General features: G+C 43.2%; 25 protein-coding genes. 17 read left to right on the forward strand and 8 right to left on the reverse strand.

Going from position 1 to position 23834, the window contains the following annotated elements:
• The first annotated feature begins 139 nt into the window (after positions 1–139).
• Positions 140–616 carry a DM13 domain-containing protein gene (locus tag R7P64_RS04510; protein WP_005376099.1) on the forward strand — a complete coding sequence of 159 codons (477 nt, stop codon included), beginning with the start codon at positions 140–142 and terminating at the stop codon, positions 614–616.
• Between the two features lie 198 nt (positions 617–814).
• On the opposite strand, the gene R7P64_RS04515 is transcribed toward R7P64_RS04510, so the two are convergent.
• Entirely contained in the window at positions 815–1264 is a 450-nt protein-coding gene (locus R7P64_RS04515; RefSeq protein ID WP_005376100.1) for a YkgB family protein, read from the reverse strand.
• Positions 1265–1410: 146 nt separating this feature from the next.
• Between R7P64_RS04515 and R7P64_RS04520 the strand changes: the two genes are divergently transcribed.
• Together R7P64_RS04520 and R7P64_RS04525 are read left to right on the forward strand one after the other, a co-directional pair.
• Entirely contained in the window at positions 1411–2211 is an 801-nt protein-coding gene (locus tag R7P64_RS04520) for a PhzF family phenazine biosynthesis protein (protein ID WP_031781164.1), read from the forward strand.
• A gap of 139 nt (positions 2212–2350) precedes the next feature.
• The gene (locus R7P64_RS04525; protein WP_053349909.1) at positions 2351–3049 is read left to right on the forward strand and encodes an aspartate/glutamate racemase family protein; all 699 of its coding nucleotides are present in this window, start codon (positions 2351–2353) and stop codon (positions 3047–3049) included.
• Between the two features lie 67 nt (positions 3050–3116).
• Here R7P64_RS04525 and R7P64_RS04530 read toward each other — a convergent pair whose 3' ends face one another.
• Positions 3117–4820 carry an FAD-dependent oxidoreductase gene (locus R7P64_RS04530; RefSeq protein WP_154204409.1) on the reverse strand — a complete coding sequence of 568 codons (1704 nt, stop codon included), beginning with the start codon at positions 4818–4820 and terminating at the stop codon, positions 3117–3119.
• A 151-nt stretch (positions 4821–4971) separates the two neighbouring features.
• On the opposite strand from R7P64_RS04530, the gene R7P64_RS04535 reads away from it, so the two are divergent.
• From R7P64_RS04535 to R7P64_RS04545, 3 genes are read left to right on the forward strand one after another with little or no spacing between them, the layout of a single operon-like run.
• Positions 4972–5262: an ArsR/SmtB family transcription factor gene (locus R7P64_RS04535; protein WP_005376206.1), complete on the forward strand. Its 291-nt coding sequence runs from the start codon at positions 4972–4974 to the stop codon at positions 5260–5262.
• A 5-nt stretch (positions 5263–5267) separates the two neighbouring features.
• The gene (locus tag R7P64_RS04540; RefSeq protein ID WP_262579291.1) at positions 5268–5681 is read left to right on the forward strand and encodes a YeeE/YedE family protein; all 414 of its coding nucleotides are present in this window, start codon (positions 5268–5270) and stop codon (positions 5679–5681) included.
• 14 nt (positions 5682–5695) lie between these two features.
• Positions 5696–6136, forward strand: coding sequence for a YeeE/YedE family protein (locus R7P64_RS04545; RefSeq protein ID WP_213972764.1), 441 nt, complete (start codon positions 5696–5698; stop codon positions 6134–6136).
• Between the two features lie 52 nt (positions 6137–6188).
• On the opposite strand, the gene R7P64_RS04550 is transcribed toward R7P64_RS04545, so the two are convergent.
• A complete protein-coding gene (locus R7P64_RS04550; RefSeq protein ID WP_213885566.1) occupies positions 6189–7052 on the reverse strand; it encodes an endonuclease/exonuclease/phosphatase family protein in 864 nt (287 codons plus the stop codon).
• A gap of 309 nt (positions 7053–7361) precedes the next feature.
• On the opposite strand from R7P64_RS04550, the gene nrdD reads away from it, so the two are divergent.
• Together nrdD and nrdG are read left to right on the forward strand one after the other, a co-directional pair.
• Entirely contained in the window at positions 7362–9482 is a 2121-nt protein-coding gene (gene nrdD, locus R7P64_RS04555) for an anaerobic ribonucleoside-triphosphate reductase (RefSeq protein ID WP_213972763.1), read from the forward strand.
• A gap of 83 nt (positions 9483–9565) precedes the next feature.
• Positions 9566–10036: an anaerobic ribonucleoside-triphosphate reductase-activating protein gene (gene nrdG / locus R7P64_RS04560; protein ID WP_154204406.1), complete on the forward strand. Its 471-nt coding sequence runs from the start codon at positions 9566–9568 to the stop codon at positions 10034–10036.
• A gap of 84 nt (positions 10037–10120) precedes the next feature.
• Here the strand turns inward: nrdG and R7P64_RS04565 are convergent, their stop codons facing one another.
• Positions 10121–11506 (reverse strand): MATE family efflux transporter, encoded by a 1386-nt coding sequence (locus tag R7P64_RS04565; RefSeq protein WP_005388027.1) that lies wholly within the window; start codon positions 11504–11506, stop codon positions 10121–10123.
• 120 nt (positions 11507–11626) lie between these two features.
• Between R7P64_RS04565 and R7P64_RS04570 the strand changes: the two genes are divergently transcribed.
• From R7P64_RS04570 to R7P64_RS04580, 3 genes are all read left to right on the forward strand, one after another.
• Complete coding sequence (locus R7P64_RS04570; RefSeq protein WP_017634626.1) at positions 11627–12484, forward strand: AraC family transcriptional regulator; 858 nt, start codon at positions 11627–11629, stop codon at positions 12482–12484.
• A 155-nt stretch (positions 12485–12639) separates the two neighbouring features.
• A complete protein-coding gene (locus R7P64_RS04575; protein WP_017634625.1) occupies positions 12640–13827 on the forward strand; it encodes an aromatic amino acid transaminase in 1188 nt (395 codons plus the stop codon).
• 11 nt (positions 13828–13838) lie between these two features.
• Positions 13839–14522, forward strand: a complete 684-nt coding sequence (locus tag R7P64_RS04580; RefSeq protein ID WP_318118457.1) for an ATP-dependent zinc protease — start codon at positions 13839–13841, stop codon at positions 14520–14522.
• A 122-nt stretch (positions 14523–14644) separates the two neighbouring features.
• Here R7P64_RS04580 and R7P64_RS04585 read toward each other — a convergent pair whose 3' ends face one another.
• The gene (locus tag R7P64_RS04585) at positions 14645–15181 is read right to left on the reverse strand and encodes a hypothetical protein (RefSeq protein WP_017634623.1); all 537 of its coding nucleotides are present in this window, start codon (positions 15179–15181) and stop codon (positions 14645–14647) included.
• A 154-nt stretch (positions 15182–15335) separates the two neighbouring features.
• Complete coding sequence (locus R7P64_RS04590) at positions 15336–15710, reverse strand: YgiW/YdeI family stress tolerance OB fold protein (protein ID WP_005376220.1); 375 nt, start codon at positions 15708–15710, stop codon at positions 15336–15338.
• Positions 15711–15865: 155 nt separating this feature from the next.
• Between R7P64_RS04590 and R7P64_RS04595 the strand changes: the two genes are divergently transcribed.
• The 4 genes from R7P64_RS04595 to modC all read left to right on the forward strand — a co-directional run bounded on the left by R7P64_RS04595 (position 15866) and on the right by modC (position 19962).
• The gene (locus R7P64_RS04595; protein ID WP_025767761.1) at positions 15866–17317 is read left to right on the forward strand and encodes a cobyric acid synthase; all 1452 of its coding nucleotides are present in this window, start codon (positions 15866–15868) and stop codon (positions 17315–17317) included.
• Between the two features lie 69 nt (positions 17318–17386).
• Complete coding sequence (gene modA / locus R7P64_RS04600; RefSeq protein ID WP_137282621.1) at positions 17387–18142, forward strand: molybdate ABC transporter substrate-binding protein; 756 nt, start codon at positions 17387–17389, stop codon at positions 18140–18142.
• A 27-nt stretch (positions 18143–18169) separates the two neighbouring features.
• Complete coding sequence (gene modB / locus R7P64_RS04605; protein WP_258654999.1) at positions 18170–18859, forward strand: molybdate ABC transporter permease subunit; 690 nt, start codon at positions 18170–18172, stop codon at positions 18857–18859.
• Positions 18856–19962 (forward strand): molybdenum ABC transporter ATP-binding protein ModC, encoded by a 1107-nt coding sequence (gene modC, locus R7P64_RS04610; RefSeq protein ID WP_005388041.1) that lies wholly within the window; start codon positions 18856–18858, stop codon positions 19960–19962. Before modB ends, modC begins: the two co-directional genes overlap by 4 nt.
• A gap of 76 nt (positions 19963–20038) precedes the next feature.
• On the opposite strand, the gene R7P64_RS04615 is transcribed toward modC, so the two are convergent.
• Positions 20039–20476 (reverse strand): DUF3069 domain-containing protein, encoded by a 438-nt coding sequence (locus R7P64_RS04615; RefSeq protein ID WP_005376232.1) that lies wholly within the window; start codon positions 20474–20476, stop codon positions 20039–20041.
• Between the two features lie 273 nt (positions 20477–20749).
• Between R7P64_RS04615 and R7P64_RS04620 the strand changes: the two genes are divergently transcribed.
• Positions 20750–21709, forward strand: coding sequence for a diguanylate cyclase (locus tag R7P64_RS04620; RefSeq protein ID WP_017634619.1), 960 nt, complete (start codon positions 20750–20752; stop codon positions 21707–21709).
• A 231-nt stretch (positions 21710–21940) separates the two neighbouring features.
• On the opposite strand, the gene R7P64_RS04625 is transcribed toward R7P64_RS04620, so the two are convergent.
• Positions 21941–23179, reverse strand: coding sequence for a sensor domain-containing diguanylate cyclase (locus tag R7P64_RS04625; protein WP_053349903.1), 1239 nt, complete (start codon positions 23177–23179; stop codon positions 21941–21943).
• A 253-nt stretch (positions 23180–23432) separates the two neighbouring features.
• Here R7P64_RS04625 and R7P64_RS04630 point away from each other — a divergent pair, with 253 nt between their 5' ends.
• A complete protein-coding gene (locus R7P64_RS04630) occupies positions 23433–23801 on the forward strand; it encodes a late competence development ComFB family protein (RefSeq protein WP_213972762.1) in 369 nt (122 codons plus the stop codon).
• The last annotated feature ends 33 nt before the right edge of the window (positions 23802–23834 follow it).

The raw sequence follows: 23834 nt of genomic DNA on the forward strand, positions 1-23834 counted from the left end.
GCCGTTTTTAATTGCGCTCAGTCTGCATTTAGTGCGCATAGCTTGTGTATAATGTTAATGACATTATGCTGCTCGATAATAGACAGATAAGGCCGATTTGAATCTAATTTCAAGTAGTAAAACTAATAAGAAGATGCTTATGACCTTGAAAAATATAATTAAATTAACAATCAGTCACTTAGTGGCAGTTTCTATTGGCATTGCGATAGGTATCTATACTTTACCGATCCTTATTGCACCACCTGCGCCGACCGATGAACAAGTTGCTAAGAGCAAGCAAGGTGCAGAATACAGCGCAGTGTTTAAGAGGGAACTCAAAGGTAGCGACGCTTTTCATTGGGGAGAGGGAGAAATTCATTTGAGTTCTGAAGTCATTACGTTGGTAGGAAAACTCGCTCCCGGACCAGACTATAAACTCTATCTATCTCCTAAGTTTGTCGAAACGGAACAAGAGTTTAATGACCTTAAATCTGAGATGAGCTTAATTGGTGATGTCAAAACGTTCGATAACTTCGTTGTTGAGGTTCCTCAAAGCACTTCAATTTCTGAATACAATACGGTTGTTGTATGGTGCGAGACATTCGGTGAGTTCATTACTTCGGCAAAGTATCAATAAACCTTAGCAGTAGAGTGAAAGGCTTTTCTTTTCACTTTACGCTAGGATGTTGTTTCGCATAATTAAGAGGCAAAGACTCTTAAACACTCTAAATTTAAGAGCCTTTGTTTAGAGTTATTGACAGAACCATTCGACTTGTAAGTCGTTTGCACCTTTCAGGCTACGTTCTAGAAAAACAAGATTTCGAACTATTTAGAGTTATTCTCTGTTTGGCTTGTTTCGTTCGATGACGCTAATCGCAATAGCTAAAAATAGAATATCTTTTACTAAAAAGAAGTTTGTCACCAAAACCCCATCAGACACTTTCCATGTATTCGGTGTCGTAATTAGAAAGCTGAGTGTCGCAAGAAAAATAATTGCGGCGGCTATGCCAGAAAAATAAGCGACTCGTGTGTTTTTAAGGCCAACGATTAATCCAATAGCGACAATGATTTCTGTTGCGCCAATGATGTTTGATACGGCTTGAACTGACATCACATCATACAACCAACTCATCAGAAAATGATTTTCAACGAGCGGTTGTATAAGCTTGGCCTCTGTAGGTGTGAATTTATAAATACCAATCCATATTAGAACTAAAGAAACGCCGAAAACTCCGATAAGATATCCAATTGAGTCACATTGATGATGGCTTTTTACGTTTTGCATAATTAACTACATTCTCCTGTTTGTTAGCGCTTCCAACAAGACCTATAAGGTTGGTAGAAAATTTCATAGGTTTTTTCGCTCAAACAACAGATATTAAAAATCACGTGATACAGAATTACGTGTTTGATAGAACTTAAGGATATTTCGTGGAAGTTAAAATTTTTCAGGTTGACTCGTTTACATCAGAGGTTTTCAAAGGTAATCCCGCGGGTGTTTGTATCACAGAGTCAAGCCTTGATGAGGAAACGATGTTGGCCATCGCGGCCGAGATGTCGTTATCTGAAACGGCATTTCTGTCACTCAGTACAATGCAACTTCGTTGGTTTACACCGAGGACGGAAGTTGCTTTGTGTGGACACGGCACACTTGCAACGGCGCACGTTCTGAAAGAGCAGGGGTTATATAATACTGGAGATACGATTGAGTTCGTTACGCTATCTGGGGTTTTAACTGCACAACTCGATCATGAAGAAATTCATTTGGTGTTTCCTGCTCCAACTTTAGATATGCGAGCTAGTATTAACAAAGACTTACTTCATGGTTTGGGGCTAGATGCCGCCAATGTAGTCGCCTACGGTCAGTTTGATAATAAGCAGTTGGTCGTCATTAATGATGAATTTGTGCTTGAACAGCTCGACCCTGATTTTGGTGCGCTGCTTAAACAAAAAGGCCGTGGCGTCGTCATCACTGCTCAATCAAGCACTGACGCCGATTTTGTCTCTCGATACTTCGCGCCTTGGGTAGGTGTTAATGAGGACCCAGTTACAGGCTCTGCACATTGCGCTTTATGTGTTTACTGGGCTAAAGAGCTCAACAAAAAGCAACTGAAAGGCTTCCAAGCCTCCAAGAGAAGTGGGGTCGTCCATACAGAGTTGTTAAGCACTGAGCACGTTAAGCTTTCTGGAAATGCAGTAACGATATTGCGAGGATATATGAGAATCGCGTAGCGGTCCTTGTGGGAATGATTTTATTTTCGTGTTACCCAATGCTCAATAGTGAAGACGCTTGAATGCTGCTTATTTAAGTGGCTGATTTTTTTTGTAAAAACACCCCTGGCACGGTGGTGTATAACGATTGGAGAGTTATATGAAAACTATCGGTCTTCTAGGTGGTATGAGCTGGGAGTCGACGCTTAGTTATTACAAATTGATCAACGAAGGAGTCAAAGAGGCGTTAGGCGGCCTAAATTCCGCAAAAATTTGTATGTATAGCGTGAATTTTTCGGAGATAGAGAAACTTCAACATCAAGGTAAATGGGAAGAAACGGCAAGCATTCTATCTGATGCTGCATCTTTAATAGAAAAAGGGGGCGCTGACTTCATTCTTATTTGTACTAACACAATGCACAAAGTTGCGCCTCAAATTGAAGCCAGTATTAATATCCCCATACTACATATCGCAGACGCGACTGCTGAGTTACTTCGTGAGAAAGGGGTTCAAAAGGTCGGACTCCTTGGTACTCAATTCACAATGGAGCAAGACTTTTATAAAGGAAGGCTTTCCGACCGTTATGGGCTTGATGTCGTCATTCCCGATCAAGACGACCGCTCTAAAGTACATAACATTATTTATAAAGAGTTATGCCAAGGTGAAATCAAAGAGGAGTCAAGGACGATATACTTGCAAATTATTGAAAAACTAAAAGAGCACGGAGCTGAAGCTGTGATTCTCGGGTGTACTGAAATTGCCTTACTTGTAAACCAAAGTCACACCGATGTTACACTACTCGATACCACTTCTATCCATGCTCAAGCAGCAGTCCGTTTGGCAATTGAAGGTGAATGATCTACGCTTTCTTTCCTGCAAAAAAAGAGAAAACCAAGCACGTGGTTTTCTCTTTTTTATTATCAAGTTATAAGCGAGCAAATTTGAGAGTTCTGTATCCACCAATCAAGTTGCGGGCTTTGTAACCATTGTTGACCAGCTGACGGTATGCTACGTTACCGCGTAACCCAACCTGACAGTAAATCACGATCTCTTTGTCTTTAGGAAGTTCGTGCATGCGACGACGTAGTTGATCGACAGGAATATTAATTGCACCTTCAAGATAACCAACGGACTCCAATTCACCAGGATTACGAACATCAAGTAACAGTTGGTCTTCTGTCAGTGAATCCATTTCATCATAATGAATCGCGGTCGCATCGCCTTTGATGATGTTATTTGCCACAAACGCCGCTTGGTTAATTACATCTTTAGCAGAGCCATAAGGTGGCGCGTAAGTTAGCTCGAGGTGTTGCAGTTGCTCTACCGTCATACCAGCACGCTGAGCAACTGCCATTACGTCGATACGTTTATCAACACCGTCTTTACCTACTGCTTGCGCACCTAATATTTTACCTGTTACTGGATCAAACAGCATTTTGAATGACACGGTTTCTGCACCTGGGTAGTAACTCGCGTGACTTGCTGTATGCACATACACTTTTTCATAAGCGATGTTTTCACGTTTCAGCTGTTTCTCGTTTTTACCAGTAGAAGCGACGGCTAAATCAAAAATCTTACAGATCGCCGTGCCTTGCGTACCTTGGTAAGTTTCTTGGCGGCCAAGCATGTTGTCTGCTGCAATTCGGCCTTGACGGTTTGCCGGGCCCGCAAGTGGCACTAGAGTTTGCTCGCCAGTCACAAAGTCTTTCTCTTCTACCGCGTCGCCGACAGCGTAGATCGAAGGATCGCTGGTTTGCATGTATTCATTGGTATAAATACCACCAAGAGCGCCGATTTCTAAGCCAGCTTCTTTCGCTAATTTGGTCTCGGGGCGAACACCAATTGCCATAATCAAAATATCGGTGGTGAGTCTTTCACCGTTGTTTAGTGTTAATTCCAATTCACCTTCTAGATGTTGGTGTTTTTCGCTCTCACCAGAGTCGAAACTTGCCACGTGCTCGTTAGGTACGAATTTCACCGACTCAAGTGCGACGCCAAGTTTAAGGTCGATGCCTTTCTCACGAATTTCAGCATGTGCGAAGCCAGCCATTTCACGGTCAACGGGCGTCATCACTTGATCCGCCATTTCAACTAATGTGGTTTTTATGCCTAGCTGGTGGAAGGCTTCCATCATTTCCAAACCGATAAAACCACCACCAACGACCGTAGCGTGTTCAACTTTGTTGGTTTCGATCGTTTTAATGATGCGATCCATATCTGGAATATTGCGCAGCGAGTGCGTTAACGGGTTATCAATACCCGGAATAGGCGGCACAACTGGACCTGCGCCAGGGCTGAGTAGAAGAAAGTCGTAGCTCTCTTGGTATTCCGAGCCATCAAGCAAATTCTTAACCGTAACCGTTTTGTCTTGACGGTTAATAGAAACCACTTCGTTCATCACACGGACATCAACATTGAAACGCGCTAGAAAGCTCTCAGGCGTTTGAAGAAGCAGTTTGCTGCGCTCTTGGATATCGCCACCAATGTGATAGGGTAAGCCACAGTTTGCAAATGACACAAATGGACCGCGTTCAAACATAATGATTTCTGCGTCTTCACTAAGACGACGAGCGCGAGCTGCTGCAGATGCACCGCCAGCAACCCCACCAATAATCACGATTTTGCTCATGGATTTCTCCTGCTGAATGATCGAAAACGCCTACACCTTACTTAAATAAATTAGCTGAGTCTAATGTTATTTAATCTACATTAGCATTGACTTAATAATATTAATTAGTAATATCTAATGAAATGTAATGTAGTAATGAAGAGGCATAAGAATGGGCGACAGTATGCTACAAAGTGCGACCGAAGCGAGTGAGCTGCTTAAAATTATGGCTCATCCAGAGCGCCTAATCGTGATGTGTAAGCTGATTGAAGGCGAGAAAGGGGTCGGTGAACTGTTTGAAGGTTCATCATTAAGCCAATCTGCTTTTTCACAACATCTCACCGTATTGAGAAAGCACGACATCATTAAAGCTAGGAAGGTTTCTCAGCAGGTATTTTATTCAATTTCTGATGAAAGAGTTGGTCCGCTGGTTGAAGCGTTTAAGCAAGTTTTCTGTAAGTAATTAGTTTGGCGGATGCTATGTTTGAAGTTCCTTGGATGTCGCTTTTGGGCGGCATAATAGTTGGCGTATCAGCGATAACACTGATGCTATTTACTGGCAAGACTGCTGGGATCAGTGGGATCTTAAACGGTGCCGTTGAGAGCGCAGACCGCGTTTGGCGAATTGTTTTTTTAATTGCGATGGTATTAGGTGGCTTGTTTGCTGTTTATGTTCTTGGCGGGCATGTACCAGATCAGTACAGCGGTTCTCTTATTTTAGTTATCGTTGCTGGCTTGTTAGTCGGTGTTGGTACGCGTATCAGCAATGGTTGTACTAGTGGCCATGGCATTTGTGGAATAGGGCGTTTCTCAATCCGTTCTGTGGTCGCGACGTGTACTTTTATGGCCACAGCCATGTTAACCGTCTTGCTAGTATCGTGAGGAATAGTGTCGTTATGAAAACTCACGTAATGAAAAGTATTAAGCAAATGTCCGTTGTTGCATTTTCTGGTGTGCTCTTTGGTATTGGTATGGTGGTCTCTGGTATGGCTGATCCGGCAAAAGTGATCGGCTTTCTTGATATTACCGGTTCATGGGACCCAAGCTTAGCCTTCGTTATGGGCGGAGCACTTGTTGTGTTCGTTCCTGCTTATCTTTTATTAATAAAGCCAAGAAGCGAATCTGTGTTTGGTGATGAGGTTGTCTGTCCGACTTCTAAAACGATAGACAAAAAGTTAGTCGGTGGTGCAGCACTGTTTGGTATTGGTTGGGGCTTACTGGGTGTGTGTCCTGGTCCTGCGGTTGCCAGCCTTTTTACTGGCAACGTACAAGTTCTGCTCTTTATAGCGGCAATGTTGGTTGGGTCATTCACCGCTAAAAGAGTGGTTCGTGGCTAAAGAGTTCTTCAACGCAAAAAGAGTATCTCAACGTTAACAGAGAACTTGAACGCTAAAAAGTGAGTGTCGTAGAAACCGGGCAATGGTCACTCAGTTTATAGTCGAGTACATCTTGTGTTTTGAAAACGGTTTGAACACCAGACGACGCCTTTAAATCACCACTCACAATAATGTGGTCTATCACCGAGCGGAATTGGTGGGTTTTATTCGGATTACGATTAGAACGCACTTTACATTCCGCTTTAGTGTCTTTAGTCACTAGCTTTGCACTAGTATTGTCCGATATCACGTCCCATAACCAATCTCCTTGATAACCCAAGTTGTGGTTAAAGTCGCCAAGCACGACATAATGTTGTTTGTTGTCCTCGCGCGCCTTTATCCACTTAGCTAGTGCCTGTCCTTGTTGTTTCACTATCTTACAATCGCGGTTATTACGATACGCGCCACTGCAACCCGCTTTCAAATGTACAGAGAGTAGATGAGTCTCGTTTTCTTGGTTTGGATTTAAAACAAGGTAGCTCGCGAAGCGCAGCTTGCTGTTGCCTCGAGTGATAGAGAAGTCTGGCTTGTCTAATATGCTTACGCCATTGCGCACGGCAAAGCCTGTGTATTGGTTGGTGTCGTTAAACTGAAGGTGTCGGTTGGAGGCGTTTGAACGATCGGAAAGATAGATAGTGAAGTCATTGCCAACAGCTTTTTGCATTGCAGCGACGCTTTCGACTTCTTGAAAAGCAAGAATGTCGGCTTGTGTTTTATCCACATAGTGGGTCAGTTTTTCAAAATCTTGTGGTGTTCTCGACACTTTTCCACCATCTATAGATAACCATTCTATGTTCCAACTGGTTAGATTGATGGAGTTTTGAGCAAATGAAAGAGAACTAAAAAGTAATATTAACGTAACAAAAAGTGATCGCATTTTGGCCTGTTGCACTCCTATCTTTTAGCGTATTCCTTTCCATCCTTTATCCTACAAGACCTCCAAAAATAGCAAGTAGATTTAGTACCAATTTTGCAATTTTCATGGTTTTCTTCGCAACTGAGATCAACGCCAATAAGATCGATTTCTTCTTGTTCGCTAGCCAATCTTTATTGATCAAAATCAATGTTTTCGAGTGGTGCTTCTCGTTAAATACGCCACAATATATTGTGTTGCTAGAATAAAAAATAACCCCATATAGTGTGTTTGTGGATAACTCTGTGAGTATGCTCGGGTAAGGAGAACAAGGTGAAACCAATCGTAATCAAACGCGACGGATCAAGAGCTCCGTTCAACAGGGATCGTATCCAAGCAGCAGTTGAAGCAGCAGCGGAAAACAAAGATAAAGATGTCGCTATTTATGCTCTTAATGTGGCTCTTGCTGTCGAGTTACAGTTAAGAGAACACGATGAAGTTCACATCCATGAGATTCAAGACTTAGTCGAAAATGAACTCATGCAAGGTCCTTACAAAGCCCTAGCGCGTTCTTACATTGAATATCGCCACGATCGCGACATCGCTCGTGAGAAGCAAAGTGCACTAACTCGCGAAATCGAAGGTTTGATTGAAGAAAGTAATCTGGATCTAATCAACGAGAACGCGAACAAAGACGGCAAAGTAATTCCGACTCAACGTGACTTGTTGGCTGGTATCGTAGCGAAACACTACGCGAAGACGCACATTCTTCCTCGCGATGTGGTTCAAGCGCACGAAGTGGGTGACATTCACTACCACGATTTAGACTACGCACCGTTCTTCCCAATGTTTAACTGTATGCTTATCGATCTTAAAGGCATGCTGACGCATGGTTTTAAAATGGGTAACGCTGAGATTGATACGCCAAAATCAATTTCGACTGCAACAGCGGTAACAGCACAAATCATTGCTCAAGTCGCGAGCCACATTTACGGCGGTACAACCATCAACCGTATTGATGAGGTTCTAGAACCGTACGTAATCACAAGCTACGAGAAACACCTAGAGATTGCAAAAGAGTGGAACATTGCTGAGCCAGAAGAGTTCGCAAAAGCGCGCACTGAGAAAGAGTGTTACGACGCATTTCAATCTCTAGAATACGAAGTAAACACGCTGCATACAGCGAACGGTCAAACCCCATTCGTTACGTTCGGTTTTGGTCTTGGTACAAGCTGGGCATCCCGCCTGATCCAGAAATCGATTCTGAAGAATCGTATTGCAGGTCTAGGCAAGAACCGTAAAACAGCGGTATTCCCTAAACTTGTATTCGGCATCAAAGATGGTTTGAACCACAAATCAGAAGATCCAAACTACGACATCAAGCAACTTGCGCTTGAGTGTGCGTCTAAGCGTATGTACCCAGACATTCTTAACTACGACAAAGTAGTGGAAGTAACCGGTTCATTCAAAACGCCAATGGGTTGCCGTAGCTTCCTTGGTACTTACGAAGAAAACGGTGAGCTGATTCACGAAGGTCGTAACAACCTTGGCGTCGTGAGCTTGAACCTTCCTCGTATCGCTATCTGTGCAAACGGAAGCGAAGAGAAATTCTACGAGCTTCTAAATGACCGCCTACGTCTTGCTCGTAAAGCACTAGAGACACGTATCTCTCGCCTTGAAAACGTGAAAGCACGTGTGGCCCCAATCCTATACATGGAAGGCGCATGTGGTGTTCGCTTGAAAGCAGACGACTCAATCGCAGATATCTTCAAGAACGGTCGTGCGTCTATTTCTCTTGGTTACATCGGTGTACACGAGACAATTAACGCGCTATTCGGTACAGAAGCGCACGTTTATGATGACGCTGTTTTGCGTGAAAAAGCCGTCGCGATCATCAAGCATCTAAAAGATGCTGTGAATCAATGGGCTGACGAAACAGGTTATGGCTTCAGCTTATATGCAACGCCAAGTGAAAACCTATGTAGCCGTTTCTGCCGAATCGATGCGAAAGAGTTCGGTGTAATTGAAGGCGTAACAGACAAAGGTTACTACACCAACAGCTTCCACCTAGATGTTGAGAAGAAGGTGAACCCGTACGACAAGATCGACTTTGAGATGCCTTACCCAGAAATCTCAAGTGGCGGCTTTATCTGTTACGGCGAGTTCCCGAACATGCAACGCAACGTTGAAGCACTAGAAAACGTATGGGACTACAGTTACACCCGAGTGCCTTACTACGGTACAAACACGCCAATTGATGAGTGCTACGAGTGTGGCTACAACGGCGAGTTTGACTGTACAAGTAAAGGCTTCACTTGCCCAAGCTGTGGTAACCATGACTCAACTAAAGTATCAGTAACACGTCGAGTTTGTGGCTACCTAGGCAGCCCAGATGCACGCCCGTTTAACTTCGGTAAGCAAGAAGAAGTGAAGCGCCGAGTTAAACACCTGTAAGGTTAACTACCACTCGTTTTACACTTTGAAAATCAACTTTAAACAGGTTGATTTTCTTTTTCTCGATAACACAGAGACGCATTATGAATTACCACCAATACTATCCAATTGACGTTGTTAACGGACCGGGTACGCGCTGCACGCTGTTTGTGTCGGGTTGTGTGCATCAGTGCCGTGGCTGTTATAACCAGTCGACGCAACGTTTAGATTCTGGTGTACTTTTCACGCAAGAAGCGGAAGACAAAATCATCGCTGACTTAAACGACACGCGTATCAAACGCCGTGGCTTGTCGTTGTCGGGTGGAGATCCGCTTCACCCTGCTAATGTGCCTAATATTTTGAAGATAGTGAAAAGGGTGAGAGAGGAGTGCCCAGGTAAAGACATTTGGGTTTGGACTGGCTACACGCTGACGGAACTGAATGACGCGCAAAGGGAAGTGGTGCAATACATCGATGTTTTGATTGATGGTAAGTTTGAACAAGACAAGAAAGACCTCAATCTCGAATGGCGTGGCAGTTCAAACCAAATCATTCATCGCTTTACGGACATCTAATCAAGCATTCTCCGCACATAAAAAGAGCTCACGCGTGCAGAACGGGTGAGCCCTTTTGGTGTGAGTTCGTTAATGTCTTTTTGGTTACGCTGTCACCGATTGGTCATCTTCAACCATATTATTTATCCAACGTTTAGATTGAATACGGTAAGTCGTCAGTACGCCTTTCACTAACTCTTCCGCGAGCAGAGACATCAAGACAAAATGCAAAGGCAGCCCTAACACCATGCCTGTGTAATAAGTAAGGGGGATGCCAATAGCCCACTGACCGAACGTGTCGATGAAAATGCTATAGCGAATATCAGCGCCACTCTTTAGTACGCCGCCAATCCCAACCATGTTAAACACCCTCAAAATCATACCTAGCGCCATGACTAAACATACGTTAAGTGCCATGTCTGCATCGGTTAACGGGCTCAGTACCAATAGGTGATGAATCATGGGCGAGCTCAACCACACTAGGAAAAACAGCAAGGTGGCTAAGATTGCGCTGGTTAACACATACCACCACGCCGTTTTCTCGACTCGGTCATAATGTTTTGCACCAATATCATTCCCAAGAAGAACGGATGCAGCGACCGCAAATCCCATAAAGGTTGAAATCAGTACCCCTTCAATCGGTGATAAGAATGAGATGATCGCCAGTTCTGAAACGCCCAATTGACCATAGATGATGCTGTAAACGATCAATCCACCAGTCCAAAGCGCATCGTGGACCAACATGGGTAAAGAAACCTTAAAGTACTTTTTTCGATACTGTTTTAAGCGGCCTTGTACCCAATCGAACTTAGTCGGAATTAGGTAAGCATATCGTTTGTAGAAAAAATAAATCAAGACGGCGGTTTGGAAAAATCGAGAAACAAAACTACCTACGGCTGCACCAAATACGCCCCATTGAGGGAAACCAAATAAACCAAAAATCAAAACATAATTAAGCGCGACGTTAACGACAATGGCGGAGATACTAACGTTGGTTGCCAATTTGGTTTGGCCCACGGAGCGCAATACCGCTTCAATCGGTACTACTATCGCCGTAGCAATGAGGCTAAAGCCCGTAACCACAAGATAATCACGTGCATAAGTGACGTATTCAGGATCGTCTGACATAAAAGAGACGATCTCTTCATCAAAAATCGCATAAAGAACGATAAACGGCAGCGTCACCAAAATGGAAATAAACCAAGATTGCGCCAACGTTCTGCGAATTCCGGCTAGGTTTCCTGAGCCGTAGTATTGAGAAGCAAGTACGGTAACTGCACCGCACAGGCCAAAGACAACCGCTAGGTTGAAGAAAAAGATACGATTTCCAACTCCAACTGCTGCCGTTGCAGATTCTCCGAGTAGGCTTACCATGAAAATATCCACGACGCCGAGCAAAGCAAAAAGCATGGACTGAAGTGAAACAGGTAGGCCAATCGTAATCAGCTTTTGCCAAAATGCTTTATCGATGTATTCGCGTGTTAAGAGCATCGCATTTCTCCTTAAAGATTAATGCGAGTAGTTTATCCTCATGATTTGGCGGTGTATTTTTCAAAGGAATCCAAAACCTTTGTAAAACTCTCTACTAACGCACATGTGAGCCAATAAATCATGGAAGATAAACAAGAACGCTACGCGATTTCAGAAAAAACTTATCAAGAGTTTATTGATCACAGTCGAGTATTAGCACTTGAGGAGAGAGGCATTGTGCAGTGCGGCATTGCCACTTGTCGTGACTTCTTCTCTGTTTATCGTAAAAACCAAAAGAAACACATGCTGCTCTATACGGTGCGTGGTAAAGGGTGGCTAGAGAGTGGGACTTATCGATACGATTTGGAACCGGGCTCGTTGATTACAGTACCCGCAGGTGTTGAAAACGGTTTTGGTATAGAAGAAGAACCTTGGCAGATCGCGTGGCTTTTTCTTGCTCCTGATAGAGAGTGGCCGATATTAGAATGCGATGTTCGCTACCAGCTTTCATCTACACCTGAAGTGATGTATGCATGTATCCAAACACTACTACGCAGCATTCACCTTCCAATCGATTATGGTGGTGCGGTAGGTGAGCATAGTGTGGCTCAGTTAGAGCTGATGTTAAACATGCCGCCCTCAGAGTCGATATCACGCAGCCAATTGAGGCTTCGGCGTGTATTTGACCTTGTCCAACGTCAGCTCCATAAGGATTGGAGCGTTGAGCAGGTGGCGGCTCTATATCCATGTTCGGAGCCTCATTTGCATCGACTGACTCAAAAGCAGTTTGGTCGAAGCCCAATGGCACATTTAACGCGTATGCGCATGGAATATGCTGCTAGGTTACTTCGTTCAACAGAATGGCCAATTCAGCATATTGGAGAAATAGTCGGATATCCGACAAGCGCTAACTTTAGTACACGTTTTAAAGCGTGGTCGACCATGACACCAAGAGAGTTTAGAAAAAACGGTAGAGTGGATTGGTACGACAAGGAGTGAATCGTTCTTTTTCTGAACGATAGAGCGCACAAAACTCACCGTAAGCCAGAATTTTGTTCTATAATTGATGAAATAAGTGAAAAATCATTTCGTCATTTTTTGCGATGGTGTTAACGTGAGGTTCGGTACTTGAATTTCAAAGGGTTATGACTTTCATGTTTTCTAATCTCCCAACTCCCGTATTAGATCCTATTTTATCTCTATCCGTTGCATACCGTAACGATGAACGTCCAAACAAGGTTGACCTTGGCATTGGCGTATACAAAAACAGCGCAGGCGAAACGCCGATTATGAAAGCCATTCAAATGGCGCAGGATGTCGTTGTTGAAACTCAAAAAACCAAGTCTTACGTTGGTCTTGCGGGTTGCGAAGAATTTAATAAAAGCATGATCGATTTGCTGCTGACGGGAACGTCTGCAATGGATCGTGTTGCAGCAATTCAAACGCCAGGTGCAAGTGGTGCGCTGCGTATGCTCGGTGATCTGATGAAGATCGCACAGCCAGATACGACGGTTTGGATTTCCAACCCAAGTTACGTAAACCACAAGCCAGTAATGGAAGCAGCAGGCCTTAAAGTTAAGTTCTACCACTATTTCTCTTCGGAAACGAAACAAGTAGACACCGCAAAAATGATGGATGATCTTGCGAAAGCTGGGCCTTCAGATGTGGTACTTCTTCATGGTTGTTGCCACAATCCAACTGGTGCGGATATTGACTTCTCTGCTTGGCAAGCCATTACAGAATTGTCGCAGAAGAACGGTTTCATCCCATTTGTGGACATTGCCTACCAAGGCTTCGGTGATGGCCTAGAAGAAGACGCAAAAGGTCTTCGTTTTATGGCAGATAACGTTGAAGAGATGTTGATTACTACTTCATGTTCGAAGAACTTTGGTCTGTACCGTGAACGAACTGGTGCAGCGATTGTGGTTGGTAAGAACATGCATGATGTAACCAATGCAAAAGGTAAACTCCTCACTCTAGCTCGCTCGACTTACACGATGCCACCCGACCATGGTGCAGCTTTAGTTAAGACCATTCTGCAAGATGACAATCTCACTTCCGTTTGGAAGCAAGAATTGAGTGAAATGCAACATCGTTTGGTTAGCCTTCGTCAAAGTTTGTGTAACGAGTTGAGAAACAACCATAATACAGATCAATTTGATTTCATTGAGGGTCACAAAGGCATGTTTACTGTGCTAGGCTTTAGTGGAAACCAAATGGCGCAACTGCGTGAAGATTATGGCATTTATGGTGTTGGCGATGGTCGAATTAACATTGCCGGACTTACCGAAACTCATATTCCATACGTAGCGGACGCAATTAAGAAAGTATCTCAAGCTTAATTGGAGTGTGGATGAAAAACTGGAAACTGATTCTGCCGCTTATGATGAGCGGCAGTTTAATTGCTTGTACGTCAACTCAAACGACGCAGGAACCTGTTGAGCCAGAGTCGCCAAAGGTCGAAGAGCCCGTTAAAGTCGAGCCAGAAGTGAAACCTGAGGTAGATCCAAAGCCAGAGGTGGAGCCCAAACCAGAAGCGAAACCTGAGAAAAAGCCGGAACCAAAGCCTAAAAAGCCAGTCAAGGTCACAAAAACACCCGATGGCATGTTAATTCTTGGTTCTGAAGAATGGGTTTATGTTCCTGAAATTGACCAGACTTTCAAGGCTAGAGTCGATACAGGTGCGACAACATCATCAATTAGTGCGACTGACATTGTTCCGTTTGAGCGTGATGGTAAAGACTGGGTTAAATTTAAGATAGATTTAGGTGACAAAGACACCAAAGAATTTAAAGTACCCGTTGAGCGCTGGGCTAAAGTTAAGCAGTCTTCGTCAGAAGAGGTGGATAAACGAGCGGTGGTAAAAGCCTACATTACCGTTGGGGATCACAAAGAAAAGACAGAGTTTACGTTAGCGGATCGCGGACATATGACGTTTGCAATTTTGCTTGGTCGAAGCTTTTTTAGAGATATCGCCGTTGTAGATGTATCGAAAAAATATGTGCAAGATAAACCTAAAAAAACCGCTAAAAACTGATGTATTAAAGCTAGTTTCTGCTACAAGCTAATAATTCCTGATTAGCAAAAAATGGCCTCCAAAATCGGAGGCTATTTTTATTGAATCATATGCTTGCTTGTGATGCCTGGTAGTCATGTCCACTAAAATGCAAAACGAGCAGACATTACAATTTGCTGGCCATAGACACCATTATTTTTAAAATCTGCACCAAGCGATAGTTGCTGAGTTGAGTGGAATCGTGCGCCTAGATTGTAAATGGTATTCGAATCGTCATTATCTATGATTTGGCCGATACGGCCATGTAGCTCAACATTTTGCATAAACCAAATACGAGTGCCAATATTCACTTCCGTGCGCCACTCGTCGCCGACTTTATCACTGCCGTTCTCTTTAATGTTGTGTACCAACATTTGGCCATAAATATCTGCAAATTGGCCTGCTGGCCCATTAAAGCCTATACCACCAGCAATGTCCCAGTCTCCGCTGAATTCACTGTCTGCGCGAGCAATGAAATGGGTATTCTCTGTAAAGTAGGTATTGAACTCGCCACCAAATGTACCAGGGCTAGTGCCCATGCGAAATTCCATCGTGTTGTAGTTGAAATTATTTGCATGTGCGGAAAGTGGCAAAATAGCACACAAACCAAAGGCTGCAACCTTTAGAGCTTTACCTAGCATGGTGTCTCCGGGCAAGATGAATAAAATGAACAAAAAAATGGTCTGCAAAAAGCAGACCAAGATTGATAAAGCTATCATTTTAAGTGCTTGCCGTCACTATTTAGCTGTAATCGTCACTACATCATGTTGATATGCACAGCAATCGGGGTTTGTTTCACATGACCACGAGTTGTTCGACTTCAATCTCTGGTTTGTTCCCGCCTTCAAATTCGCCAAACAGACGGACTTTAGTCGTGTGATCAATCGGAGTATTTAGCTGAATATCGTCATCGAGTTCGACCATCACTTCACCGGAACCATCGCTAAAGACAAACTTATCCGCGCGAACTTGACGCAATAAGTTACCTTCAACGACCACATCTTTTTCAGTAAACATATTGGAGTCGTTTAGCAAGGCATCCAATTTTTCCACAGTGACAGGACCGTTAAACTGCAAGTTTGATTGGTTTTGAGCGTTATCTTTCGCGAACGCGATAGAAGGAGCAATAGCTAAGGCGGCGATTGTTGCGATAATTGTATTCTTTTTCATGTTACATCCTCATCGGTTTGTTTTGATGGGGTCATTAAAACAGGGCTTGTTTGAACCAATGATGATTTCAACATTCATATTCTATTCATTTGCTTGAGTAAGTGGGGACGATGACGTTATGATTGTTCATCTTCCTCTATTCCTTACAAATGTTCATGAAATCAGCGATCCCATCTTTAATGGTTCAAGGCACCACTTCGGATGCCGGAAAAAGTGTCCTTGTGGCAGGTTTATGCCGTGTATTAGCAAGAAAAGGGATAAATGTTGCCCCATTTAAGCCACAAAACATGGCACTAAATAGTGCGGTAACCAAAGATGGCGGTGAAATAGGTCGAGCACAGGCCGTTCAGGCACAGGCGTGTAATATTGAGCCAACCGTACATATGAATCCGGTTTTGATTAAACCTAACAGTGATACAGGTGCTCAGATCATTTTGCAGGGTAAGGCGATTTCCAATATGGATGCGGCTGGCTTTCATGATTACAAGAAAGTGGCGATGGACACGGTGTTAGATTCCTTCTCTCGTCTGACTCAAGAATTTGATTCGATCATTATCGAGGGCGCGGGGAGTCCTGCTGAAATCAATTTACGAGAAGGCGATATTGCAAACATGGGTTTTGCTGAGGCCGCTGATGTACCAGTGATCATTGTTGCTGATATTGATCGTGGTGGAGTGTTTGCACATTTGTACGGAACACTTGCGTTACTTTCTGAATCTGAACAAGCGCGAGTAAAAGGATTTGTTATCAACCGTTTTCGAGGTGATATTCGCTTATTGCAATCGGGCCTCGATTGGCTAGAAGAAAAAACAGGTAAACCTGTACTTGGTGTACTTCCTTTTCTTCATGGTTTGAATTTAGAAGCAGAAGACGCGATCACTGCGCAGCAAGAGTTGCACTCTGAGGTAAAACTGAATGTTGTTGTGCCTGTTTTAACCCGGATTAGTAATCATACTGATTTTGATGTGCTGCGATTGAATCCAGATATCAATCTACGTTATGTAGGTAAAGGCGAAAAAATAGATAAAGCCGACCTTGTTATTTTGCCTGGGACCAAATCAGTGAGAGACGACTTAGAGTATCTAAGAAGCCAAGGGTGGGATAAAGATATCTTGCGTCATATTCGTCTTGGTGGAAAAGTGATTGGTATCTGTGGTGGCTACCAGATGCTTGGAAACTTGATTGATGATCCAAACGGCGTCGAAGGCCAACCAGGTCAAAGCGAAGGACTTGGCTTGCTTGATATCACTACGACGCTAACTAACAGCAAACAGCTTACAAACACACAAGCACAGCTTTCTCTTAACGGCAAAACAGCCAATGTAAAGGGTTATGAAATCCACGTAGGGCGAAGTGAAGTACGGGGCCTGCAACCTCTTACATTCAGTTCCGGTGAAGCGGAAGGGGCGATCAGCGAGTGTGGCCAAATCATGGGAACCTACCTTCACGGGTTCTTTGATGAGGCAGATGTCTTAAGCCTGGTATCAGAATGGGTAAACGGCACCCAAATCAAACAACAAGACTTTAAAGAGTTAAAGGAGCAAGGCATTAATCGCATCGCAGATGCGATAGAACAACATATGCGCCTTGATTTTTTGTTTAAATAGCACATTAACTGATTGAACTTTATATTCAAATAACCTGTTCTTTCGCTTGCCTTGTATTGGAGTATCTCTATGAAAGCATGGAAACAGCATGCTTGCCTTGCGGCAGTATTAAGCATTTCATTTTCAGCAAACGCAGCAACGAACCTAAAAGTGTATGCAGCCTCTTCTATGACGAATGCGATTAACGAGATCGCGCAAAACTTTGAAGAAAAGTATGACGTTTCTATCACTCCCGTTTATGGTGGTTCTTCTTCTATCGCTCGACAAATTATCAATGGCGCACCAGCGGATGTATTCATTTCTGCGAACACGAAATGGATGGATTATTTGGTCGATAAAGACGTCATTTATCGTGACAATGTCACAAATCTAGTGCGCAATAGCTTAGTGTTGATTGCTCCTCAGTCTTCAGAATTAACCTCATTTAACTTTTCTGATGCAAAGGCATGGGAGAAGGCATTGCATGGAAATCGTCTTGCTTTAGGCAATCCGACGTCAGTACCTGCTGGTATGTACGCGAAAGAGTCATTGACTACACTGGGTGTATGGAAAGCGGTTCAAACTCACGTCGCACCAGCAAAGAATGTGCGCTTAGCTTTGGCGTTGGTTGAACGTGGAGAAGCGCCTTTAGGTGTGGTCTACAAAACCGATGCTCAGTTAACTGATAAAGTCAAAATTCTCGGCGAATTTGCGAGTGATACGCATGCGGCTATTGTTTACCCGGCTGCAATTGTGAATGATTCTACTGAGTCGGAGCAGTTCTTCCAGTACCTAAAATCGGACGAAGCCGCACGCGTTTTTGCTCAATATGGCTTTCAGCAATAGACCGGCCTTCAATTATAGGAACGAAGCGTGACAGAACTGGAATACCAAGCCTTAATGTTAAGCCTCAAAGTAGGCGCGTACGCAGTACTTTGGCTGATTCCTCTCGGCGTTTTTCTTGCTTGGCTACTTTCTCGAAAAAAGTTCTTTGGTAAATCGATTCTCGATAGCTTAATTCATTTACCACTGGTATTGCCGCCAGTGGTAATCGGCTATTTATTGTTGATTTCTTTAGGACGACAAGGGTTCCTTGGAAAGTGGCTCTATGAAAACTTAGGGGTAGTATTTAGCTTTAATTGGAAAGGGGCAGTAGTCGCTTGTATTGTCGTGGCTTTGCCTTTGATGGTTCGTTCAGTACGCTTAAGCTTAGATAGCGTCGACCCTAAATTGGAGCACGCAGCCTCTACGTTAGGCGCTTCTCCTTTAAAAGTGTTTCTCACCATCACGTTACCACTGATCATTCCCGGAATTATTACGGGCACGATGCTGTCATTTGCTCGTAGTCTTGGCGAATTCGGGGCGACGATCAGTTTCGTCTCTAACATTCCGGGTGAGACCCAAACGATTCCGCTGGCAATGTACAACTTTATTGAAACGCCAGGTGCAGAAATGCAGGCGGCTCGTCTGTGTATCATTTCTATCGCGTTAGCCTTGTCTACATTAATGATCTCTGAATGGCTAAATCGTAAAGCGGCAAGCAGATTGGGTGCGAAGCAATGACGATTAAAGTCCAATTTAAACAAATGCTTGGTGAGACTGACTTCGACATCAAACTTAAGTTACCCTGTAACGGAATTAGTGCCTTGTTTGGACGTTCTGGTGCAGGTAAAACGACGTTGATTAACATCATCAGCGGATTGGTCACTCCAAGGCAAGGGTATGTTGCGGTTGGTGAGCATGTTTTGTTTGACAGTGAACAGGGAATCAACCTACCAACGCACAAGCGTGGTATTGGTTATGTGTTTCAGGATTCACGTTTGTTTCCTCACTATTCGGTTCAAGGCAATTTGTTATATGGCGTTAAAGAAAAAGATGACGAGTATTTTGATGCAGTCACCGAACTCTTGTCTATCAAACCGTTACTAAAGCGCTTTCCGGTATCACTTTCTGGTGGTGAAAAGCAACGTGTTGCGATTGCGCGCGCATTGCTATCTAAACCCAATTTGCTTTTGATGGATGAGCCACTTGCCTCACTCGATATGCCAAGAAAGCGTGAGGTAATGCCTTTTCTTGAGGAGTTGTCGGAGAAGGTAAATATCCCTATTATCTATGTCACACACAGTCTCCAGGAAATTTTAAGGCTTGCTCAGCACCTTGCAATTATTGACCAAGGTAAAATTTCGAGTTCAGGTAAGCTTGAGGAAGTGTGGGCTTCTCATGCTATGCGTCCATGGCAATCTTTCTCAGATCAAAGCAGCTTATTTGAAGGCCGGATTGCTGAACATCATGAACGTTATGCACTGACTTGTATCAGCCTTGCACCTAATGTATTCCTGTGGGTGCAAAAGATTGACGGAACACCAGACACGCCAATACGCTTGCAAGTGCGTGCCAACGACGTTTCTATCACGCTCGAGCAACCCAAGGCGACGTCGATTCGAAATATTTTGCCTGCTATTGTCGATTCCATCGAGGCGTTTAACGCAGCCGATGACAAGCAGAGTATTAATGTATCACTCAAGCTAGACGAGAAATGTTATTTGTGGGCAACGATCACACCGTGGGCCCTTGATGATCTCAACCTAAAAGTTGGTAGCCGTGTTTTTGCACAAATTAAAGGTGTCAGTGTGACACAAAAAGATATGGCACTAGCGCCTCATTAACCGTTTAGACTGATTTACGCTTCATGATCAAAAAAGACCGCAAAGTGCGGCCTTTGTTACTAGAAGAATGTCGGAATTACTTCGCGAATACTTCTTTGAATTCACGCTTAAGAAGTGGGTCACGGCGTGCTTTCTTAAGTTGCTTAACCATGTCTTTCACACAGTTGTGAAGCACATTATCAAGTAGTTGAGCACGGTATTCTTCTTTATCTTCATCTGTCATGTTTTCTGGCAGATTAAGAGTCGGAAACTCTTCCATCACATTAATACCAGCGAATGCTTGGCCTACAGAAACTAGAGCATGAAACTGTTCAAAGTTGTCTAGAATGTTCTGTGCACTTGCTGGCATTTCGTCCCATGATTCACGTACCGCTTCTTCAGACACTTCATGGATAGAGGTAACCATTTCGAACATTTGCTCTGGAACTTCGTCAAATTCGATAACTTTACGTAGCTCTGGAGAAATGCTGGCTAGATCGATTTTTTTGCTTTCGCTGTTAGTTGCTTCTGACATGGTGTGTCTCTCATTACAAAAAGGCGGGAATATTAATACCAAATGCATCAAATAGCTATACCCATTAGTCCGCAAGATGACCAAAGTGAATGAGTTTGTTGAACTTCTGCTCACAGGCCATGATTAGATAGGGTAACGTCCAGTCTAACTGCTTTATGCAATGGATTCCGTGATATTCAAACAAAAATATAGCACTTAATTATGAGTCAAATGCAACAACTCTATGAGTATGGTATATGTTTAATAAAGACATAATTAAAAATGGAACGCGTTATGCAACCGACAGGGACATCGATGCGAATCCTTCTGGTTGACGATGTTCAGCTAGACAGGATGCAGTTGGCTATTCGTCTAAAGCAACTTGGACATATTGTAAAAGCCGTAGGTAGTGGACTAGAGGCGTTAAATACCTACGAGAGTTTTGATCCGGAACTGGTGTTACTCGATATATCAATGCCAGATATGAACGGTTTTGAAGTCTCTCTTCATATAAGAGAAACGTTTCCGGATTGGATCCCAATTATTTTCTTGAGTAGTCACGAAGAGCCAGAAATGATTGCTAAAGCCATAGATGCGGGCGGTGATGACTATTTAATTAAGCCGGTAGATAAACTGGTACTGAACTCTAAACTTATCGCAATGCAGCGTATTGCTCATATGAGACGAGAGCTTAAGCAAGCGACAGCTCAATTGGAGCAGGTTAATCAACTTTTGACTCAGCAAGCGAATGAAGATGGCCTAACCAAACTCTATAACCGCCGTTATATCGACCATAAGTTGGAATCGATGGTTGCATGGCATGGTCGTCACAATATGCCAATGGCTTTGATTCTATTGGACGTCGATTTTTTTAAACCGTTTAATGATAATTACGGTCATATTGAGGGCGACCGTTGCTTGCAAGCGATTGCGAATCAACTCAAGGCTACTTTTTGTCGCTCTGGGGAATATGTAGGTCGATATGGTGGAGAAGAGTTTGTCGTGTTGCTAGGGTGTACCGACACTCAAACAGCAGAAAGAGAAGCCGAGCGTATACAAGAGGCTATGTATTTTCTCGATTACCCACATGAGTATTCTAGTGTGTCAAATAGAGTGACAGTGTCACAGGGTGTTTTTGTTTTTCAACCGACAGGGAAAGAAGTGCAATCAGACTTGTATGCAACCGTTGATAAAGCACTATATACATCAAAATCTTTGGGAAGAAACACACATACTGTAGTTAATTCTTTTTAAACAAAATCTTATGAATGCCATTTTTTTGTTGCGTTGTCACGTTTTGGTGATTCTTTTAAAGTTAACTCAAGTAAGATAGGCAAACAGTACGAACGGATGTCGCAATCGGGCGTATACCTTATACCTTTGATTAGATAGATAACATCGGGATAGTGGCAACGATGAGTGCAGGGAAGTTCGGTTTAGTTGTAAACCCAGACAAGCTTGTTAACTTTCACGATTGGTGAGGGTCTAACGAAGCTTTATGCAGTTACGTCCGGCCTTTTTCGCTTTGTAAAGTGCTTCGTCCGCTGATTTAATGACGTCCAGAGGAGCTTGCCCATTCCGGCTATCAGCAACTCCGAAACTTGCGGTAACAAAAACCGACTTTCTTTTCGAACTGTTGCTACCACGACGTTTTTGTCCTTGTTTATGGTTCTCAGGGCGAGATTCTTCATCGCGTAATATCATCTCGTATTCTGCAATCGATTTGCGAGCTTCTTCCAAAAAGTTCTTACATTCGTCAGCGTATTTGCCTTTAAAAACGATGGTAAATTCTTCTCCGCCAAATCGATAAACTTTTGCGCCGCCTGGGGTTTTAGTGAGGCGCGAAGCGACCATTTTTAGAACGTCATCACCAGTATCGTGACCGTAGGTGTCGTTAAACTTTTTAAAATGGTCAACATCAAGCATTGCGATCGTGAACTTCTTACCCATGTGTTTTAGATCGAGATCAAGTGCACGTCTGCTCGGAATCAGCGTTAGGCTATCGGTGAAAGCCAGTTGATGGCTAGCGGAAGCGGCATAAATAATGATAAGCAGCCCTGTTAGCGTAAACATGGTGCTTGATATGTACTGCACATCAAAGAAAATGAACGTCGCAGACGCCAATACCATGGCAGAGTAGGTCATCGCATGGATAATTTCATTCTTCTTTAAAACAAGAATTCCAAGAAAACAGACAATACCCACGCAATATAAAACAAGAATGAAAGGCAGTTTAGAGACCGTCGGTACAATAAATAAAATACCGCTTGTCCATTGTTCAAACCCTCCTTCAACGTAATATGCTAGCGTTAGATAAGACCAAAGAACGAACATTGCTAACATCAAGATGTAAGTCAACATGGCTCTGGAGTCAAAACCTTCTTTACTAAACAAAAATACCGTAAGAAACGAGACAGGAAGTAACGTGGCTAAAATGGTTAGCTCAAGTAAAGCGGTACCACTTTGAAGCGGGACTTGTAGGCGGTGCTGTATCACGAAGTAGGCTAGCAACATTGCCAAGCACACCATGGACTCTCTGCCTTGCTTAAATGAATAACAAAGGAGTAGCGCACAACCTAATAGTATGTACGGCAAGTTTGCGGCAATGCCCCAGTTTGCCTGAGTCATCTGAATAATGCTGTCCATGCCCGAACTCACTATGCCCAGTAGCAAAAAAGGGAATAAGAATCTGAAGCCTGATGAAGTCATTGACGATGAGGACATCTATTACAAACTGCCTGAAAATAGTTGACTATATAATTGGTTAGGTAAATCGTTTTATCAATATGGATATTTATCCGTTATTGAATTTCGAACTTTGAGAACTAGCAAGAATACGTCTATTTGTTCCTTTTCCCAAGTATTTTGGAAGACATTACCGCAAAAAGAGAGAGATTGATTAAATTAAGAGCAATCAATAAGTTGTTATAAACAAGTCGTTGCTATACTCATTTCATAGGAAAAAGGAGATTTACAGATGCAGATAAGCTCAGATGTGCACAACTACATGGAAACATTAGTAGGCCAGGTTCTCAGTTTGCCTGAATTTTTAGAACAGTATGACAACGAACAGTTAGCCGATATTGCTTGCCTTGCGCTTATCCAGCTCAAGCCTGTCTATATCCGTCATGATATTGATTTTTTGTCTTCACTTCCTGAACAAAAATTAAGCCAGTTTAAGCAAAGCGCGGATATAGCGGTGAAAAACGCCGCAGAAATGGTGAAAGAAGACAGGCGTAAGAACCGAGATTATGATGTGCCTGTAATTTTTTCCCATACTAGTTATGATGATGACAAAGAGTTGGATTGGTATGAAAAACCGATCCTTAACGTTAATATTAAGTAAGAGTCGCTCAGTTGACTAGTGAGCTGACCCAAG

It is taken from the genome of Vibrio sp. 2304, assembly GCF_033339475.1.
GTDB lineage: Bacteria > Pseudomonadota > Gammaproteobacteria > Enterobacterales > Vibrionaceae > Vibrio > Vibrio alginolyticus.

Excerpts from the sequence above, each read along its gene's own strand:
- R7P64_RS04510 (WP_005376099.1), top strand. The coding sequence starts at position 140 with ATGACCTTGAAAAATATAATTAAATTAACAATCAGTCACTTAGTGGCA.
- R7P64_RS04515 (WP_005376100.1), bottom strand. The coding sequence starts at position 1,264 with ATGCAAAACGTAAAAAGCCATCATCAATGTGACTCAATTGGATATCTT.
- R7P64_RS04525 (WP_053349909.1), top strand. The coding sequence starts at position 2,351 with ATGAAAACTATCGGTCTTCTAGGTGGTATGAGCTGGGAGTCGACGCTT.
- R7P64_RS04530 (WP_154204409.1), bottom strand. The coding sequence starts at position 4,820 with ATGAGCAAAATCGTGATTATTGGTGGGGTTGCTGGCGGTGCATCTGCA.
- R7P64_RS04535 (WP_005376206.1), top strand. The coding sequence starts at position 4,972 with ATGGGCGACAGTATGCTACAAAGTGCGACCGAAGCGAGTGAGCTGCTT.
- R7P64_RS04545 (WP_213972764.1), top strand. The coding sequence starts at position 5,696 with ATGAAAACTCACGTAATGAAAAGTATTAAGCAAATGTCCGTTGTTGCA.
- R7P64_RS04550 (WP_213885566.1), bottom strand. The coding sequence starts at position 7,052 with ATGCGATCACTTTTTGTTACGTTAATATTACTTTTTAGTTCTCTTTCA.
- nrdG (WP_154204406.1), top strand. The coding sequence starts at position 9,566 with ATGAATTACCACCAATACTATCCAATTGACGTTGTTAACGGACCGGGT.
- R7P64_RS04565 (WP_005388027.1), bottom strand. The coding sequence starts at position 11,506 with ATGCTCTTAACACGCGAATACATCGATAAAGCATTTTGGCAAAAGCTG.
- R7P64_RS04570 (WP_017634626.1), top strand. The coding sequence starts at position 11,627 with ATGGAAGATAAACAAGAACGCTACGCGATTTCAGAAAAAACTTATCAA.
- R7P64_RS04575 (WP_017634625.1), top strand. The coding sequence starts at position 12,640 with ATGTTTTCTAATCTCCCAACTCCCGTATTAGATCCTATTTTATCTCTA.
- R7P64_RS04580 (WP_318118457.1), top strand. The coding sequence starts at position 13,839 with ATGAAAAACTGGAAACTGATTCTGCCGCTTATGATGAGCGGCAGTTTA.
- R7P64_RS04585 (WP_017634623.1), bottom strand. The coding sequence starts at position 15,181 with ATGCTAGGTAAAGCTCTAAAGGTTGCAGCCTTTGGTTTGTGTGCTATT.
- R7P64_RS04590 (WP_005376220.1), bottom strand. The coding sequence starts at position 15,710 with ATGAAAAAGAATACAATTATCGCAACAATCGCCGCCTTAGCTATTGCT.
- R7P64_RS04595 (WP_025767761.1), top strand. The coding sequence starts at position 15,866 with ATGAAATCAGCGATCCCATCTTTAATGGTTCAAGGCACCACTTCGGAT.
- modA (WP_137282621.1), top strand. The coding sequence starts at position 17,387 with ATGAAAGCATGGAAACAGCATGCTTGCCTTGCGGCAGTATTAAGCATT.
- modC (WP_005388041.1), top strand. The coding sequence starts at position 18,856 with ATGACGATTAAAGTCCAATTTAAACAAATGCTTGGTGAGACTGACTTC.
- R7P64_RS04615 (WP_005376232.1), bottom strand. The coding sequence starts at position 20,476 with ATGTCAGAAGCAACTAACAGCGAAAGCAAAAAAATCGATCTAGCCAGC.
- R7P64_RS04620 (WP_017634619.1), top strand. The coding sequence starts at position 20,750 with ATGCAACCGACAGGGACATCGATGCGAATCCTTCTGGTTGACGATGTT.
- R7P64_RS04625 (WP_053349903.1), bottom strand. The coding sequence starts at position 23,179 with ATGTCCTCATCGTCAATGACTTCATCAGGCTTCAGATTCTTATTCCCT.
- R7P64_RS04630 (WP_213972762.1), top strand. The coding sequence starts at position 23,433 with ATGCAGATAAGCTCAGATGTGCACAACTACATGGAAACATTAGTAGGC.